Here is a 16,414-nt window from a genome sequence, read left to right as displayed (position 1 = left end):
GCGAGCGGCCCGGCACGCCAGGTTCGGTCCGCCAGGTGCGGGTCGCCCGGGGCGCTCAGCCGTCTCCGGAGGTCCGCCGCCAGGTGGCCCCGTCGGCGGTGTCGGTGATCGCTACTCCCTCGGTCGCAAGCAGGTCTCGAATCTCATCCGCTCGAGCAAAGTTCCGCTCGCCGCGCGCCGCCTCCCGCTCGGCGAGCAACTCGTCGATCCGCTGGTCCGACCCGGTGGCGTCGGCGGCCTCGTCGGGATCGACCGCAGCGGCCAGGCCGAGGCCCAGGGCGCGGTCGGCGTCGGCGAGCAGCGCCCACCGCTGCGCTGAGCTCAGCGCCTCGTCCCGCACGGCCTCCCAGATCACCGCCAGCGCCCGTGGGGCCGCCAGGTCGTCGGCCAGCGCCTCCCAGATTCGGGTGGAGTACCCGGCCACAGCCGGGTCGTCCAGGTAGGCGGCGGCGCCGACCGGCAGCTGGACCGCTGTGAGATCGGACGGCTCCGCCACCGTGAGATCGGACGCATCCGCCGCCTGTGCCGTCGGCGCCCCCTCAGGCGGCGCCTCGCCTCCGCCGTCGGGGCCCAGCGCCTGGGCACGGCCGGTCGCCGCAACCTTGGACAACCGCCTGAAGGCGGCGGCCGCCTGGTCCATCGCCTCCCAGGTGAAGTCCTTTTGCTGGCGGTAGTGGCCGGTGAGAAACAGATACCGGAACGCCAGCGGGTCGTAACCCCGCTCGATGAGGGTGTCGGCGGTCAGCACGTGCCCCGCCGACTTCGAGAGTTTGGCGCCGGACAGGTTGAGGAACTCGTTGTGCACCCAGAACCGAACCCAAGGGTGCACGCCCAGCGCCGACTCGCTCTGGGCCACCTCGTTGGTGTGGTGCACGCCGATGTGGTCGATGCCGCCGGTGTGGATGTCGAACGAGTCGCCCAGGTAGCGCCTCGACATCGCCGAGCACTCGATGTGCCAGCCGGGGAAGCCCCGACCCCACGGCGAGTCCCACTCCTGTTGGCGGGTGACCCCTGGGGCGGTGAACTTCCACAGGGCGAAGTCGGCCGGGTTGCGCTTGGCGCCGGTGTTGTCCACCCGTCCGCTGCCGGTCTGGGCGGCCACGTTGAGCCCGGCGAAGTCGGCGTAGGTGGGGAACGTGGCGATGTCGAAGTAGACGCCGTCGTCGATGACGTAGGCGTGCCCGCCGGACTCGAGCATGGTGATCATCTCGATCTGCTCGGCGACGTGTGCAGCCGCCCGGGGCAGCTCGTCGGGTTCGAGGCAGCCGAGCAGGCGGCGGTCGGTGGCCCATTGCTCGGTGTAGTGGGCCGCGATCTCGGCGGCGGTCCGCCCGGTGCGCTTCGCCGCAGCTTCGACCTTGTCGTCGCCGTCGTCGCCGTCGTCGGTCAGGTGCCCGACGTCGGTGATGTTGGTGACGTAAGTGACGTCGTACCCGGCGACCAGCAGCACCCGCCGCAACAGGTCCGGCGTCAGTTGGCTGATCATGTTGCCCAGGTGCTGAGGCGCATACACGGTGGGGCCGCAGGTATAGATGCCGACGTGGGGGGCATCGATCGGCTCGAAGCGCTCGATGCTGCGCCGGCGCGTGTCGTGCAGGCGAAGGTCGGCCAGGGCAGCGGGCGCAGCGGCGCCCAACGGGGCGGCCGGGTCGGTGGGAGGGGCCATGGCACCATCATGGCCCAGCTCCCGCCGGTCGATCATCGACGGCAGGAGCCGGTTGAGCGACGAGGAACAGAGCGCTCTGGGTCAACGATGGGCACAGCTTGGCCGGGGACGCTGCCGCGGGGAACCCGACGCGACCGGCGGCGGTACCCTCAACACATGGCCCTCGAAACCGACACGACCCGCATCTGGTCCGACACCGCCGCCGAGATCCACCAGGTGGTCGTCGGGCCGATGGACAACAACGTCTACGTGCTGCGCTGTCGATCCACCGGCGACGCCGTGCTGATCGACGCCGCCAACGAACACGACCTCCTGTTGGAGCTGGCTCGAAGCCTCGGGGTGCGCCAAGTGCTCGAAACCCACGGGCACTGGGACCACATACAGGCGGTGACCGAGATGCGCGACGCCGGCTATTCGGTGGGTGTGACCTCCGAGGACGCGTCGATGCTGCCGTCCTATGACGAGATCCTGGCCGACGACGAGCTGATCGAGGTTGGTGACCTCCGGCTGCGCACGATCCACACGCCCGGCCACACGCCCGGTTCGATGTGCTTTGCCATCGAGGGCACCCCGGTGCTGTTCTCGGGCGACACCCTGTTTCCGGGCGGGCCGGGCAACACCACCTTCGAGGGCGGCGACTTCCCGACGATCATCGAGTCGCTCGAACAGCGGCTGTTCCGCCCCTTCGGTGGCGACACCCTCGTGCTGCCGGGACACGGCGACCACACGACGATCGGCGCCGAGGCACCACATCTTGACGAGTGGGTCGAGCGCGGCTGGTGAGCTCCAGCGGGCGCTGCCACGGTCACCTCGTCGTGCGGACCGAACGGTCCGACCAGCCTGTGGGGGCGGCCTCGCCCGGCGTCCTAAGGTGACGGGTCCCTCTTTCGACTTTCGATCTAGGAGAAATACACTGAAGCCCATGGCCAAGCTCTCCCATCATCCGGTGAGCGCATGAACGACCTGCGCAACCTGCCTGGCGACCCCCTCGACTCGGTTGCCATCCGGGCGCAGTTCCCCGTACTCCAGCGGGAGATCAAGGGCCATCGCATGGCCTTTCTGGACAGCGCTGCATCTTCACAGAAGCCCCAGCGGGTCATCGACTCCATGTCGCGCTTCTACGAGACGATCAACGCCAACGTTCACCGCGGCGTGTACGAGATCTCCGAACAGTCGACGACGGCGGTGGAGCAGGCGCGCCGCGACATCGCTCGGTTTATCGGTGCCGCCGACGCTGCCGAGGTCGTGTTCACCAAGAACGCCACCGAATCGCTGAACCTGGTTGCCGGCTCCTGGGGACGAGCCAACCTCGGGCCCGGGGATGCCATCGTGCTCTCGATGCTCGAGCACCACGCCAACATCGTGCCGTGGCACATGCTGGCCGCCGAGAAGGGCTTCGAGATCCGTTGGATCCCGCTGACCGACGACGCCCAACTCGACCTGAGCTCACTCGACACCCTGCTCGACGGCGCCAAGCTGGTCGGCGTCACCGCCGCCTCCAACGTCACCGGCACCCTGACCCCGGTTCGGCGCATTGCCGATGCCGCCCACCAAGCCGGCGCCGTCGTGTGCGTCGACGCCTGCCAGTTCGTGCCCCACAGCCGCTGCGACGTCGAAGAGCTCGGCGCCGACTTCCTGGCCTTCTCCGGGCACAAGATGTGCGGCCCGACCGGCATCGGCGTGTTGTGGGGCCGTCGGACCCTCCTTGAGGAGATGCCGCCGTTCCTTGGCGGCGGGTCGATGATCCGCGACGTCCGCCTCGACGGGTTCACCGCCAACGAGATCCCGCACAAGTTTGAGGCCGGCACCCCACCGATCGCCGAGATCATCGGCCTCGGCGAGGCGGTCGCCTTCCTCGAGGAGCTGGGCATGGACAACGTCTTGGCTCACGAACAGGCGATGTCGGCCTATGCCTTCCGGACGCTGACCGAACGCTTCGGCGAGCGGCTGACGATTCACGGGCCGGCGGAGCCCGGCCAGCGGGCGGGCGTGATGAGCTTCGCCCTCGGCGACGTGCACCCCCACGACGTGTCGCAGATCCTCGACGAGCACGGCGTGGCGGTGCGGGCCGGGCACCACTGCGCCAAGCCGCTCATGAAGGAGCTCGGAGTCGGGGCAACCGCACGCGCCTCCTGGTACCTGTACAACACACCCGACGATGTCGATGCCCTGGCGGACGCCCTGGACGCCACGGCCGAGTTCTTTCTGTAACCGTTCTTTCTCCACAACGTGCGCCGCAGCCTGCGACGCTCGCCACCCGCACCTGGCCGGGCCTTCGGGGCTCGACCGACCAACCCTCCGGAGCCACCATGGCCGGTCTTGAGGATCTGTACCGAGAGATCATCCTCGATCACTACCGCAGCCCCCGCCATCGCGGGCAGCTCGACACCCCACCGGCCGTCAAGGCCGAGGGGTTCAACCCGTTGTGCGGGGACGAGGTGGTCGTCTACCTGGCCGTTGACGACGGCGTCGTCACCGACGTCGCCATCGATGGGCAGGGCTGCTCGATCAGCCAGTCGTCCGCCTCGATGATGAGCGCTGCGATCAAGGGCCGTTCGGTCGACGAGGTGCGTGCCCTCGTCGGCTCATTCAAGCAGATGATGTCGAGCCACGAGACCGAACTGAGCGGCGACGACGACGACGCGCCGACCGAGACGGCGGACAGCCCCGATCTGGGTGACCTGGCGGCGCTTCAGGGGGTCGTGAAGTTCCCGGTCCGCATCAAGTGCGCCACCCTCAGCTGGAACACCCTCGTCCATGCACTCGACGAGGCAACCGCGTAACGTCTGAGTCTCGGGCCGACAGGCTGCGCTGGCGCCGCCTCGCCCTCAAGCCCGGGACGGCTTCGCAGGCTCCCGCGCAGACTCGAGGTCGCTCCAGAGCCGATCGAGCCTGGCGGCAACTACCCGGCCGGGCCCGCCTGGCTGGTCGGCGGAGCGGCCATGGGGGGCTTAGCGCCCGCCGGGATCGGCACCGGAGGCGCCGTCGTCGGCGCCACGCCGCCGGTGACGGTGGGCAGCGCTGCCGGGTCGACCTTGTCACCAAGGCGGGTCGATACCTCGGCGGCGACCGCCGGATCGCCCAGCGACAGCGCTTCCACCGGAAGCACCGTGCGGTTGATCAGCTTGATCCAGTCGTCGGAGCCGAGGCGGCCCAGCGTGTCCGAGCGGACCTTGCCCTCGGCCCACAGCGTGCGACCGAGTTGGTCGGGCAACACGAGCAGGTCTTGAGCCCGCACCGTGGGGGTGGCCCCGCCCTGACGGGCCTGGGCGACCGTCATGGCGAGAGCCTTGAGCATCGGGTACGGGTTGGAGGTTTCGCCGCCGGCGGGCTGCACCTCGAAGTGCAGGTGCGGCGGCGTGCCGATGGCGTTGCCGGAGGTACCAACCTTGCCCATCACCTGCCCGACCTCCACCTGCTGGCCGTCGATGCCATCCTCAACCGCAGAGAGGTGGGCGTAGTAGTAACGGTTGCCCGACCGGCCGTACAGGTACACCGTGTTGCCGCCCAGGCTGTTGGTCGCCACCCGCACGACGCCGTCCTCAACGGCCACCACCGGGTTGCCGTAGCGGGAGAACAGGTCGTTGCCCTTGTGCGAGCGCTTGCCGCCCGCCCGCTCGAAGCCCCATGAGTCGACGAAGTTCCAGTCGCCGGCGATCGGGTAGGTGACGGTCAGGTCGTTGCTCACCAGCGCGTTCAACGCCGCATCGGGCCCAGCGCCTGCGGTCGGGTCGCCGCCGGTCGTCGTCGATGCCAGAGCGCCCTCGGGCAGGTCGGGCAGCGCCGCCGGCTGCTCTGCGGGGGCCTCCTCGGGGGCGGCTGCTGGGGCCTGATCCAAATTCAGCGCACTCGCCTGGGAGACGACCTTGGCCAAGCTGGCCTCGGTCTCGGCGAGCGCCTTGCGGCTCTCCGCCAGCGCAGCCTTGGCGCTGTCGCGGTTGGCGGTGTTTTTCATGACCGCAGCCTTGGCCCCATCGAGGCCATCGGAGGCCGAGGCCTGGTTCTCGTCGGCGCCGACCAGGACGGTGCCCGAATACTCCCGCACCGCGCTTGCCCGCATCGTCTGGCCAGTGAGCGCCAGGATGTCGGGGTCATTCTCACCGTACAGGTTGGTATAGGAGGCGACGCTCATCCGGGCGAGCTGCTTGCGCGCCTTTTCGGCGGCCGACTCACGCCGCTCGAGTTCCACCCGGGCCTCGTTGAGCGCCCGCTCGGACTGCACCATGGCCGTCTCGGCCCCAATGACCCCGGCCTTGGATGCCGAGCGCTGTTCGTCAACCGTGAACGCTGCGGATTCGGCCTCCTTGCGCACCTTCGTGACCGTCTCGCGCAGGCTGACCCCCTGCACACCGGCCTGACCGCCGATGAGCACCGGGGTCTCCCACACGCCGGGTGCCAGCTCCCGGATCGGGTTCTCGCCGATGACCGCACCGCCGCCGGTGTTGCCGCCACCGGAGCTTTCCGAGTTTCCGGGCGGGGTGACCGGCTCGCCGACGTCGCCGCCGCCCTCATCTTCCGGTTCGTCCTGCTTGGGGGGAAGGGTGGCCTCCGGAAGGGTCTCCTGCGGGCCTTCGGGCTCCTGCGGGGCGGGGGGCGTCGTCGCCGGTCCGGGCGCGTTGGTGGTCGGCGCTACCGGCGGCGGGGCCTGCGTGGTCGGCGGCCTCGTCGTCGGTGCAGCCGACGTCGGCGCCGCTGTCGTTGGCGGAGCGGTCGTCGGGGGCGCGGTCGGCCGTGCCGTTGTGGGCGTCGTCGTGGGTGCAGCGGTGGTCGGGGGAGGCGTCGGGTCCTGTGCCCCGACGGGAGCGACGGCAACAACCGTGCCCATGAGGACCGCCCCGGCCATGACGGTGGCGCCCAGCGAGCGACGGCCAAACCGGTTCTTCAAGGTATTCAACAGGGGTTCCTCACCAGGGTGCCAGAGGGTCGTGACCGTGTGCAGAGTATCGGCCATGGGACTGCCCATGAGACGTCGCTAGACTCCATCTATGGAGACCCAGCACCGCCGCCCCGATCGCTCCGGGTCGAGCGGCCTACCTTACGCTTCGGAGCCCGCAAACGACAGCGGGGACGAAGAATCCGACTTCGTCGCCCGCTTCGGCCCACCCGGGCTGACCTTCGATGACGTCATGCTCATGCCCGCAGCCTCCGACGTACTCCCCCAAAACGTCGACACGTCGGCATCGTTCGCTCAGGACATTCGCCTGGCCGTCCCGATCGTGTCGGCGGCCATGGACACGGTCACCGAGGCGGGCATGGCGATCGCACTCGCGCGGATGGGCGGGCTTGGCGTGGTCCATCGCAACCTGTCGCCCGAAGAACAGGCCCACGAGGTGGACCGCGTGAAGCGGTCCGAGTCGGGCATGATCTCCGACCCGGTCACCCTGACGGCGAACCGTCCGGTGTCCGATGCGCTCGACCTGATGGCCCGGTTTCACATATCAGGGGTGCCGATCACCGATCATGCCGGGTTACTCGTCGGCATCCTCACCAACCGCGACCTGCGCTTCGAGACCGATGACACCCAGCTGATCTCCGAGGTGATGACGCCGCTGCCGTTGGTGACCGCTCCGGAGGGCACCACGCTCGATCAGGCCCAGGTGCTGTTCGCCCGCCACAAAATCGAAAAGCTTCCCGTCGTCGATTCGGGCGGCAGGCTGTGCGGCCTGATCACCGTCAAGGACCTGCAGAAGCGGATGGACCACCCCGAGGCAACCAAGGACGCCGACGGCCGCCTGCGTGGCCGCCGCGCTGGGTGTGGGGCCCGATGCGCTCGACCGGGCCAAGCTGCTCATCGACGTCGGCGTGGACGCATTGATCGTCGACACCTCCCACGGCCACTCCTCGTCGGTGCTCGAGACGGTGCGCAACCTGCGCGCCGAGTGGGCCGGGCCGATCGCCGCAGGCAACATCGCCACCGGCGAGGCCGCCCAGGCGCTGATCGACGCCGGCGCCGATGCGATCAAGGTGGGCATCGGCCCGGGTTCGATCTGCACGACCCGGGTGGTGACCGGCGTCGGGGTTCCCCAAATCACCGCCGTGTGGGAGTGCGCCGAGGTCGCCAGGCGCCACGGCATCCCCGTGATCGCCGACGGCGGCATCCAGTACACCGGCGACGTCCCCAAAGCGATCGGTGCGGGGGCCAACACCGTCATGCTGGGCAGCTACCTGGCCGGGGTGGATGAAAGCCCGGGCGAGATCGTCTTCTACCAAGGCGAGCGGTACAAGGAGTATCGAGGCATGGGTTCGATGGGGGCAATGAAGGCCCGCTCGTTCTCCAAGGACCGCTACTTCCAGGCCCACATCACCGAGGCGGACAAGCTGGTGCCCGAAGGCATCGAGGCTCGGGTGCCCTACAAGGGACCGCTGCGCAACGTTGTCGGTCAGCTGGTGGGCGGCCTGCAACAGGCGATGGGCTACACCGGGTGCGGCGACCTCGACCGGCTGCGCAGCGAGGCCAGGTTTGTGCGCATGACCTCCGCCGGGTTGCGGGAGAGCCACCCCCACGACGTGTCGATCACCGAGGCGGCCCCCAACTACCGGCTGCGCTGAGCCCGGCCCGGTCCTCCCACGCGAGCCCACATTCCGGTGCGGTGTCGCCGCCGAGTGCAACGATGGGCCGATGACCAGGCCCTTCCGCTTCGCCATCCAGCTCTCCCAGCCCCTACCCGGCACGTCCTGGGGTGACACCGCCCGCCGGGTCGAGGAGGCGGGCTTCTCGGCCCTGCACATGCCCGACCACTTCGGCGATCAACTGGCGCCCTTGGCGGCGATGACCTGGGCGGCGGCCGTCACCGAGCGGTTGCGGGTGGGCGCACTGGTCTTCGACAACGACTACCGCCACCCGGTGGTGCTGCACAAGGAACTCGCCACCATCGACCAGCTGTCAGGCGGGCGGGTCGAGTTGGGCCTGGGCGCCGGCTGGATGCGCTGGGACTACGAGAAGGCGGGCTTGGACTATGACGCGCCCAAGGTGCGGGTCGACCGCTTCGAGGAGGCGCTCATCGTGCTCAAAGGTCTCTTCCGCGAGAGCGAGTTCAGCCACGACGGCGAGCACTACTGCATCGATGCGCTGGAAGGGTTGCCCCGGCCACACGCGCCGGGCGGCCCTCCGCTGATGATCGGCGCCGGCGGGCCGCGCATGCTCGGCATCGCCGGCGCTCACGCCGACATCGTCGGGATCAACCCCCGGATCCCCTCCGGTGCGGTCGACGCAGAGGCCGCCCGCGACTTTGCCGCCGACCGGGTCGACCAGAAGCTGGAGTGGATCAAACGCGGTGCCGGGGACCGCTTCGACGACATCGAGCTGAACGTTCTCGTGTTTCTGGCCACCGTCACCGACGATGCCAGGGGCATGGCCGAGGGCATCGCCGCCATGTTCAGCGCGGAGCCCGAGATCCCCAAAGGGGTGGGCGATGCGGTCAACGCAGCGGCGACCGGCGGCGCCACCAACGACGATGCTTCGGGGGGCGACTTCAGCACCGAGACGGTCCTTGAGGCGCCCGCCATCCTGCTGGGGTCGTTCGAGGAGATGGCCGCCACCCTGCGCCAACGGCGCGAACGCTGGGGCATCAGCTACATCACGTTGCAGGGCCCCGACGCCATGGAGATGGCGCCGCTGATCGCCGAGCTGTCCGGCACCTAGCGCCGTGGTCGTGGCGACCCCGACGTGGTTAGGCCACCCGCTGGATCGCCTTGGCCAGGGTGATATCGCGGTCGGTGAGGGTGCCGACGTCGTGGCTGATCAGGTCGATCGTCACCGTGTTGTAGCTGTTGGACCAATCGGGGTGATGGTTGGCCTCCTCGGCCAGCGGTGCCACCCGGATCATAAACGCAAAGGCCTCGGAGAAATCGGCGAACTCAAAGGTGCGGTGCAGGGCTCCCTCGGCCAGCCGCCACCCCGGCAACTCATTGAGCGCCGCCCGGAGCTCGTCGTCGGTCAGCCCCTCGTCGCCCTCTGCCCGTGCGCCCATGATGTTGCCTTTCGTTCAAACTCGTCGTCAGGGGACGCCTGGGGCCTCCCCCAGGCCACCGTAGGGGCTATCTCCGATTCCAACCGGTTCCAAACCGGGCCAGGATCACTCCCATGACCACGCCCGACACCAGCGCCACCAGCGCCGCCCAGCCCGCTGTGGGCGCCTGTCCCCGCTGCGGCGCCCGCCTCAGCGCCGCCATCGGCACCCCCAACGCGGCCTGCCCCAGCTGCCACCTCGCCCTCGGCGGACCCCTCGTCGCCGAGCTGAGCGACCTCAACCGCCGCCATGGGGAGCTCCATCGGTACCGGAACGAGGTCCTGGCGATCGTTGCGCACGACCTGGAGGCCAACGAGCGGCGTCGTGGAGAAGTGCTCGCCGCCTTGGAGCCGGCCAGCCCGACGGCCGCCGGTCAGCCGCCTCACCAGGCCGCTGAGCGCGGACGACCGGCCGGCGGCAACGGCCGGGGAACCCAGGCGTTGCTTCTGGGCCTCGGCGTGTTGTGCCTGGCGATCGCCGTCGCCGTGTTTGCCGCCGTCGGGTGGGGTCGGCTCAACCCTGCCGGCCAGGCCGCCGTGCTGCTGGCCGCAACGGTGGTGGCCGGATTTGGCGGGCTGGCGCTGCACCGTCGGGGCCTGAGGGCGACGGGCGAAGCGGTGCTGTGCCTGGCCGCGGCCATGGTGCTGGTCGACATTGCGGTGTTCGGCGACGCCCTCGGCGCCGGCGCAGGCGATCTCCGGTTCTGGAGCGGTGGCCTGGCGTTGCTCGCCGCCCTGGGCGCCGCCACCCGGCGCTGGGGCGGAGCCGGCGGCCTGGCCCCGCCATCGTCCGGGGCCCTGATCGGCGTGGTCGCTGCGCAGCTGACCTTGCCGATGGCGGTGGGGGCGGCGCTCGGCCGCCACTCGAGCACCGGGTTCGACCTCACGCTGGGGGATCCGGGCCTGACCCAGGTGGGCATCGCCGGGGTGGCTGTCGTCGGCATCGTGCAGGCGATCGTCGTCACGCTGGGCACCCGTGAGCGACGCTGGTCGCCGGCCTCACCGGTGGTGGGCATGGCGCTGCTGACCGCGGCCGCCGGTTGGTTTGTGTCGGCGAGCATGGCGCTGGCGCTGAACGAGCCGACCGCCGCCGCGGCGATTCTGGCGGGGGCGGCGATCGCTGCGACCCTGGCGGCGTTGCTGCCGCAGCTCGGCTCGGCCTGGACCAACCTGGCGGCGGCCGGAACAGCCGCTGCGGCGCTCGGGGCGTGGACGGCGCTGGCCCCGGACGCACTCTCGCTCACCGTGTGGGTGGCCACCGGCGCTGCGTTGGCCGTGCTCGCCGCCTGCACAACCCCGCAGCGCTCCAGGTGGGGCGGGGCGCTCGTCGCCGGCCTCGTCCTGGCGGGGACGACGTGGGTGCTCCTCGCCGCCGGCGGCAGTGCTCTTGACGACTTGACGACACGCCTCGGCGGCACCCCGGAGGGCACCGCCGGCGCCGACTACTCCTGGGCCGAGGTCCTCGCCGTGGCGATGATCGTCACCGCAGCCGTCGTCGGCGCCCTGATGATCCTCGCCCGACATCGCAACCGAAGGGCCTGGATCGGACCTCTCACTGCCGCTGCGGTGGTGTTGATCGCTTATCTGGCCATGGCGCTGCCGCCGTTGATCGGCGTGAGCCAGCTCACCTGGGCGATCGTATTGACCCTGGCAGCCGCGGCCGGCGCGGCCGCCGTGACTGCGATCTCGATCAGCGGCGCAGCGGGCGCGGCCATCCGGGCCGCGGGATGGGCAGCGGCGGGCACCACCGCAGCCGCTGCGCTCGCGCTGGGGTTCGTCGGGGACGACCTGGACCTGTGGTGGGCGCTCACCGGCGTCGCTGCGCTCCTCGCCGTGCTGACCGGGCGGGCGGGACGGACCATCGAAAGCACCGGCCTGGCCGGCGTGGCCGGCCTGCTCACCGTCGTCGGCGCCGCCTCGACCGCAGCGCTGTTCGACGCCGGGCCGACCTGGGTGGCCATCGTCGCCGTCACCACCTCGGGCGTCCTCGCCGTGGCGGCTGCCGCCGTCGTGTGGGCCGCCGAGGAAGTCGCTGCGGCGGGCCGGGGTCCCCGATCGGTCGCCGGCGCCATCTGGAGCACCGTCGCCCGCCCGTTCATCGCCCTGATGCTCGGTGCCCAGGCGGTGGCCCTGGTCGTGGCGGTGGTCGACTCGATCGACCGCCAGGCAGCCGTCTCCGGCACGGTCAACCTGCTGATCGGCGCGATCTGTTGGTTCGCCGTCTCCATCCTCATCCGACAGGGCCTTGCCGCTGCGGTCGGCGCAGTGCTCTCCCAGTTCGCCGCCTGGCTGGCCCTGGGGATCGCCGGGGTGGGGCTCGTCGAGGCCTACACCGTGCCGGGCGCGCTGGTGCTGCTGGCGCTGGGCGCCGAGGCGATGCGGCGTTCCCCGCAGCGGGGCTCCTGGATGTCGTTGTCACCGGCGCTGGTCGTTGCCCTGGTGCCGTCATCGATGGTCGCGATCGCCGATGGCGGCGCCCGGATGCTGGCGCTCATCGCCGTCGGTGCGCTGCTCGTCATCGTCGGTGGCCTGCTCAGGCTGGGTGCCCCGGTCGTTGCCGGAGCGTGCTGCGTGGTGACGCTGTCGTTCGTCGAGGTGGCGCCGCTGGTCGGATCGCTGCCCCGCTACCTCACTTTCGGCACCGCCGGCGCGGTGTTGCTCGTCACCGGGGCCACGTTCGAGCGCCGCCGGGCCGAGCTGCGCTCGCTGCACCGTCAACTTCGGTCGCTGCGCTGAGGTCTCGCCCGGAAGGGCGCCGGGTTCCGGACGGCGTTACCCTCATCGAGTGTCCGACTTCAGCACCGCCGACGCCACGCCCGACCTGCCACTGATCCACTGGGTGGACGAGGCCCACGTCACGCGAGAGCCGGTTCCGGCCCAGACGCTGCTCGGCTGGATCGACGCCGGTCACCTGCCGGCAGAGACCCCGGCATGGTGGGATGGCCTCGACGGTTGGACGACCGCCATCGAGCTGAGGGCGATCGTCGCACCCCAGGCGGGCGCCGCCGCCGAGCCCACCGCCGATGCCCAGCCAACCGCCGGGGACACCCAACCGACAGCCGGGGATACACAGCCGACATCCGGGTACACACGACCGACAGCCGGGGATACACAGCCGACCAGCGGCGCCACCCAACCGGCCGTCCCCGCGATCGACGAGCCCGACGACCAGCCGCGCCCCGCTCCGATGACGCCGGGATCGCTGACCGAGCGCTTTGACGATCAGGATCTCGACGACACCTTCATGGAGCTGGTCGAGCGCAGCTCGGAGATCTATAAGGAGTCCGAGCAGGCCACCTCGGTGGACGAGGTGTTTCTGGGAGGCGTGATCGCCGCGCTGGGCGACAGCGGGTACGTGCTGATCGACATCCTCACCGGGGGTTCACTCCGCAACGCCGGTGCCACATCGTCGACCACCCAGGTGGCGCTGCCCTTCAACCGTCATGAGCTCCGCTTCGAGGATCCGGCCACCGGCGCTCGCGTGGCGCTCGTGCTCGATCACCTCACGCCCGACGTCGGCTCGGCCAAGGTGCTCGGCCAGCGCGCCCGCATCCAGCTCGGCTACGGCCAGCGGGTTCCCAACTTCGGCCAGGTGGGCCGGGCCCTGCGCCAAGAGATGGCTTCGACGTTCGTCGTGTCCCCCGAGCCGGGTCGGGTGACCTTCGACGCCGACCTCTCCAGCGGGTTCGTCTACTGCCAGGTCGACCTGCTGTGGGAGCTGGACCGCTATGTCGACGACTCGATGGACGTCGATGCCGATCTGCTCCGCAAGCACCTGGCCGCGACGGTCCACACCCTCCGCAAGTTTCTTCAGCTGCGCTTCGCCGGCTGATCATCCACCTTCAACGGGAGTCCTCCATGGGCCTGTTCGACACCGCCACCGGCTACCAACACAAGGCCGAGCTTCGCGAGTCCAAAGACGAGATCCTCGTCGGCGAGCTGATCCGAGGCCTCTCTGCGCTGGGCTGGAACCCCTATCGGCTGATCGCCGACTCCGACCGTCAGGCGGTGGGGTTCAAGGTGCCCGCCGACCCGGTGATCTCGGCCTACTCGCTGACCGTCGACCGCAAGAGCGGATCGGGCATGATCACCCAGAAGCTGGGCTCCCGGACGGTGCTCGGGTTCGTCGCCGAGATTCACAACAAGGTGGTCGACCCCGACGATCTGGCCACGATGTGGCGCACCGACATGGCCAACCTGTTCAAGTTGCCCGTGGCGGGCGAGGTGCGCATCAACCACCAGCTCAACCGCGTGGTCGCCCGCACACACCATCTGGTGGACATCGATTCCTACGTCGACGGCACCAACGTCAACCTGGGCGCCCTGGTCGAGTGGACCCAGACCCAGTTCCTTGCGCTCCGTGAGCAGCTGCTCCCGCTGAAGAAGGGCTGACCAGCGGACGAACTCGCTGGGGGCCGGGCCGGTCGTGCACCTAGGTTGACGCGATGTTGACTCAACCGGGGCTCACCTCTCCGGGCGTCGCTCCGAGCGGCTCCCACCCCCTCCGCCGGCTGTGGAACTTCGCCCAGGCGGATCATCGGGCGGTGATCGTCGGCACCGTCCTGTCGGTGCTCAACAAGTTCTTCGACGTGCTCCCCGAGCTGCTGATCGGTGTCGCGGTCGACGTGGTCGTCCGGGGCAACCAATCGCTGGTGTCCGACTGGTTCGGTATCGAGGACCGCTGGTCCCAGCTGCTGCTGCTGGCCGGGGTCACCGTCGTCATCTGGGTGTTCGAGTCGATCACCGACTACGCCTCGTCGATCGTTTGGCGCAACCTGGCCCAATCGGTCGAGCACACCGCCCGCTCCGACCTCTACCGCCACCTGCAGACGCTGGAGCTGGCCTGGTTTGAGGACCGGTCGTCAGGCGGCTTGTTGTCGGTGGTCAACGACGACGTCAACCAGCTGGAACGGTTTTTGGACGTCGGGGCCAGCGAGGTGATCCGCACCGCCACCAACGTCGTGTTGGTGGGCGCCTTCTTCTTCATCGTGTCGCCGACGCTGGCCCTGGTCGCCTTCTTGCCGATCCCCTTGATCATCGCCGGCTCGCTGCGCTACCAGCGCCGACTCGAGCCCCACTACGCAGCGGTTCGTGACAGCGTCGGTGACCTCTCGACGACGCTGACCAACAACCTGGGAGGCATCGCCACGATCCGGTCGTTCGTCGCCGAGGAGCGGGAGGCCCGCCGGGTCGACCGCCTCAGCGAGAACTACCGCGACGCCAACCGTCGGGCGATCAAGGTGTCCTCTGCGTTCGTTCCTCTCATTCGCATGGCGATCCTGGCGGCGTTCACCGTCACGCTGCTCGTCGGCGGCCGGGCGGCGATCGAGGGCGCCTTGGCGGTCGGGCTGTTCTCGACCCTGGTGTTCATGACCCAGCGATTGTTGTGGCCGCTCACCCGCATGGGCGAGGTGATGGACCTTTACCAGCGGGCGGCCGCCTCGGTCGTCCGCATCCTCGACCTGTTGGCGGTGCAACCCGGCATCCGCCCGGGAGCTCGGGAGCTGGCCGCGCCCGTGCGTGGCGCCGTGCGCTTCGACCGGGTGGACTTCGCCTACGGCGCAACCGCGGCGGCGCCGGGTGAGCGCCCCGAGGCACACCCGGTGCTGTCCGGGTTCGACCTCGACATCGCGGCCGGCGAAACCCACGCCCTCGTCGGCACCACCGGGGCGGGTAAGTCCACCGTGCTCAAGTTGCTGCTCCGGTTCTATGAACCGACCGGCGGCACGATCAGCATCGACGGGATCGACACCGCCGAGTTGGGCTTCGCCTCCCTTCGGGGCGCGATCGGCTATGTCAGCCAGGACACCTTCCTCTTCGACGGCACCGTCGCCGAGAACCTGGCCTACGGTCGCCCCGACGCGCCCCGGGAGGAGCTGGTCCGCGCCGCCGAGTTGGCCGAGGCCGGCGACTTCATCCGGGCGTTGCCCCACGGCTACGACACCAGGGTGGGCGAACGGGGCCAGAAGCTGTCGGGCGGCCAGCGCCAGCGCCTGTCGATCGCTCGGGCCATCGTGGCCGACCCGGCCATCCTCGTGCTCGACGAGGCCACCTCGGCGGTCGACAACGAGACCGAGGCCGCCATCCAGCGGTCGCTGGCCAAAGTGTCGGCCGAGCGCACCACGCTGATCATCGCCCACCGCCTGTCCACCGTCCGCTGGGCTCATGCCATCCACGTGCTGGAGGCGGGCAGGATCGTCGAGTCCGGCACCCACGACGAGCTGCTCGCCGACGGCGGCATGTACGCAGCCCTGTGGCGGGTGCAGACCGGCGAGGCGGCCCTCAGCGGTTGATGAGGGCTTCGAGGGCCTGCCACTGCTCGGGGGTGATCACCGACGGGTTGCCGATTCGGGGCACCCGCCGCACCTCGAGGCGGCGCAGCACCGGCACGCCATCGGTGCGCTCGACCTCCACCGGTCGAACGAGCACGTCCAACGCAACCTGCACCCTGGGCCTCGGTCGATCCCGGGCGGCCGTGCTGACCCAACGGTGGTCGTCCACGTCGCCCGGTTGCAGCTCACAGCGGTCCGGTCGCTCGATCACCGTGCCGGCGGCCACCACGCCGGCTGGGCCCGTCCACCCTCGGGTACGCCACAGCACCACCGGATCCCCGGGCTCGATCAGCTCGACCCGGTAGGTGGACGCCAGCCGCCAGGACGTCGGCACCTCACCCGCCGCCAACGCCCCCTCCAGGTCCCACACCCCGGGGGCCGCCTTGAGCAGCCAGCCGGCGATACGGG

The 16,414-nt window shown here is 70.0% G+C and carries 12 protein-coding genes and 1 pseudogene; 9 read left to right on the top strand and 4 right to left on the bottom strand.

The features are described from left to right. Positions 1 to 55 precede the first annotated feature (55 nt). Positions 56 to 1,666 carry a cysteine--tRNA ligase gene (locus tag IPN02_04275; protein ID MBK9296087.1) on the bottom strand — a complete coding sequence of 537 codons (1,611 nt, stop codon included), beginning with the start codon at positions 1,664 to 1,666 and terminating at the stop codon, positions 56 to 58. Positions 1,667 to 1,822: 156 nt separating this feature from the next. Between IPN02_04275 and IPN02_04270 the strand changes: the two genes are divergently transcribed. The 3 genes from IPN02_04270 to IPN02_04260 all read left to right on the top strand — a co-directional run bounded on the left by IPN02_04270 (position 1,823) and on the right by IPN02_04260 (position 4,449). Further along, positions 1,823 to 2,449, top strand: coding sequence for an MBL fold metallo-hydrolase (locus tag IPN02_04270; protein ID MBK9296086.1), 627 nt, complete (start codon positions 1,823 to 1,825; stop codon positions 2,447 to 2,449). 171 nt (positions 2,450 to 2,620) lie between these two features. Then, entirely contained in the window at positions 2,621 to 3,877 is a 1,257-nt protein-coding gene (sufS, locus tag IPN02_04265) for a SufS family cysteine desulfurase (GenBank protein ID MBK9296085.1), read from the top strand. 98 nt (positions 3,878 to 3,975) lie between these two features. After that, on the top strand, positions 3,976 to 4,449 hold the full coding sequence (locus IPN02_04260) for an SUF system NifU family Fe-S cluster assembly protein (GenBank protein MBK9296084.1): 474 nt from the start codon (positions 3,976 to 3,978) through the stop codon (positions 4,447 to 4,449). Positions 4,450 to 4,568: 119 nt separating this feature from the next. Here IPN02_04260 and IPN02_04255 read toward each other — a convergent pair whose 3' ends face one another. Continuing rightward, the gene (locus IPN02_04255; GenBank protein MBK9296083.1) at positions 4,569 to 6,560 is read right to left on the bottom strand and encodes a peptidoglycan DD-metalloendopeptidase family protein; all 1,992 of its coding nucleotides are present in this window, start codon (positions 6,558 to 6,560) and stop codon (positions 4,569 to 4,571) included. Positions 6,561 to 6,651: 91 nt separating this feature from the next. Here IPN02_04255 and guaB point away from each other — a divergent pair. Together guaB and IPN02_04245 are read left to right on the top strand one after the other, a co-directional pair. Next, positions 6,652 to 8,215: pseudogene (gene guaB, locus IPN02_04250) on the top strand (IMP dehydrogenase). Between the two features lie 70 nt (positions 8,216 to 8,285). Then, the gene (locus tag IPN02_04245; GenBank protein MBK9296082.1) at positions 8,286 to 9,308 is read left to right on the top strand and encodes a TIGR03621 family F420-dependent LLM class oxidoreductase; all 1,023 of its coding nucleotides are present in this window, start codon (positions 8,286 to 8,288) and stop codon (positions 9,306 to 9,308) included. 28 nt (positions 9,309 to 9,336) lie between these two features. On the opposite strand, the gene IPN02_04240 is transcribed toward IPN02_04245, so the two are convergent. After that, complete coding sequence (locus IPN02_04240) at positions 9,337 to 9,636, bottom strand: 4a-hydroxytetrahydrobiopterin dehydratase (protein MBK9296081.1); 300 nt, start codon at positions 9,634 to 9,636, stop codon at positions 9,337 to 9,339. A gap of 113 nt (positions 9,637 to 9,749) precedes the next feature. Here IPN02_04240 and IPN02_04235 point away from each other — a divergent pair, with 113 nt between their 5' ends. Genes IPN02_04235 through IPN02_04220 form a run of 4 tightly spaced genes read left to right on the top strand, consistent with a single transcriptional unit; the run spans position 9,750 to position 15,967 of the window. Beyond that, complete coding sequence (locus IPN02_04235; GenBank protein ID MBK9296080.1) at positions 9,750 to 12,410, top strand: DUF2157 domain-containing protein; 2,661 nt, start codon at positions 9,750 to 9,752, stop codon at positions 12,408 to 12,410. A gap of 49 nt (positions 12,411 to 12,459) precedes the next feature. After that, positions 12,460 to 13,506: a hypothetical protein gene (locus tag IPN02_04230; GenBank protein MBK9296079.1), complete on the top strand. Its 1,047-nt coding sequence runs from the start codon at positions 12,460 to 12,462 to the stop codon at positions 13,504 to 13,506. A gap of 26 nt (positions 13,507 to 13,532) precedes the next feature. Then, positions 13,533 to 14,066, top strand: coding sequence for a hypothetical protein (locus IPN02_04225; protein MBK9296078.1), 534 nt, complete (start codon positions 13,533 to 13,535; stop codon positions 14,064 to 14,066). Between the two features lie 53 nt (positions 14,067 to 14,119). Continuing rightward, on the top strand, positions 14,120 to 15,967 hold the full coding sequence (locus tag IPN02_04220; GenBank protein MBK9296077.1) for an ABC transporter ATP-binding protein: 1,848 nt from the start codon (positions 14,120 to 14,122) through the stop codon (positions 15,965 to 15,967). On the opposite strand, the gene IPN02_04215 is transcribed toward IPN02_04220, so the two are convergent. Next, entirely contained in the window at positions 15,957 to 16,376 is a 420-nt protein-coding gene (locus tag IPN02_04215) for a hypothetical protein (GenBank protein ID MBK9296076.1), read from the bottom strand. The genes IPN02_04220 and IPN02_04215 overlap by 11 nt on opposite strands. Between the last annotated feature and the right edge of the window lie 38 nt (positions 16,377 to 16,414).

The sequence above is a fragment of the Candidatus Microthrix subdominans genome, assembly GCA_016719385.1.
GTDB classification, from domain to species: Bacteria; Actinomycetota; Acidimicrobiia; order Acidimicrobiales; family Microtrichaceae; genus Microthrix; species Microthrix subdominans.
The sequence above is the reverse complement of the archived record's forward strand: the minus strand, read 5'-3'. Positions and strand labels throughout refer to the sequence as shown.

Bases quoted from the DNA above. Each gene is read 5' to 3' on its own strand.
- IPN02_04275 (MBK9296087.1), bottom strand. From the start codon at position 1,666: ATGGCCCCTCCCACCGACCCGGCCGCCCCGTTGGGCGCCGCTGCGCCC.
- IPN02_04270 (MBK9296086.1), top strand. From the start codon at position 1,823: ATGGCCCTCGAAACCGACACGACCCGCATCTGGTCCGACACCGCCGCC.
- sufS (MBK9296085.1), top strand. From the start codon at position 2,621: ATGAACGACCTGCGCAACCTGCCTGGCGACCCCCTCGACTCGGTTGCC.
- IPN02_04260 (MBK9296084.1), top strand. From the start codon at position 3,976: ATGGCCGGTCTTGAGGATCTGTACCGAGAGATCATCCTCGATCACTAC.
- IPN02_04245 (MBK9296082.1), top strand. From the start codon at position 8,286: ATGACCAGGCCCTTCCGCTTCGCCATCCAGCTCTCCCAGCCCCTACCC.
- IPN02_04240 (MBK9296081.1), bottom strand. From the start codon at position 9,636: ATGGGCGCACGGGCAGAGGGCGACGAGGGGCTGACCGACGACGAGCTC.
- IPN02_04235 (MBK9296080.1), top strand. From the start codon at position 9,750: ATGACCACGCCCGACACCAGCGCCACCAGCGCCGCCCAGCCCGCTGTG.
- IPN02_04225 (MBK9296078.1), top strand. From the start codon at position 13,533: ATGGGCCTGTTCGACACCGCCACCGGCTACCAACACAAGGCCGAGCTT.
- IPN02_04220 (MBK9296077.1), top strand. From the start codon at position 14,120: ATGTTGACTCAACCGGGGCTCACCTCTCCGGGCGTCGCTCCGAGCGGC.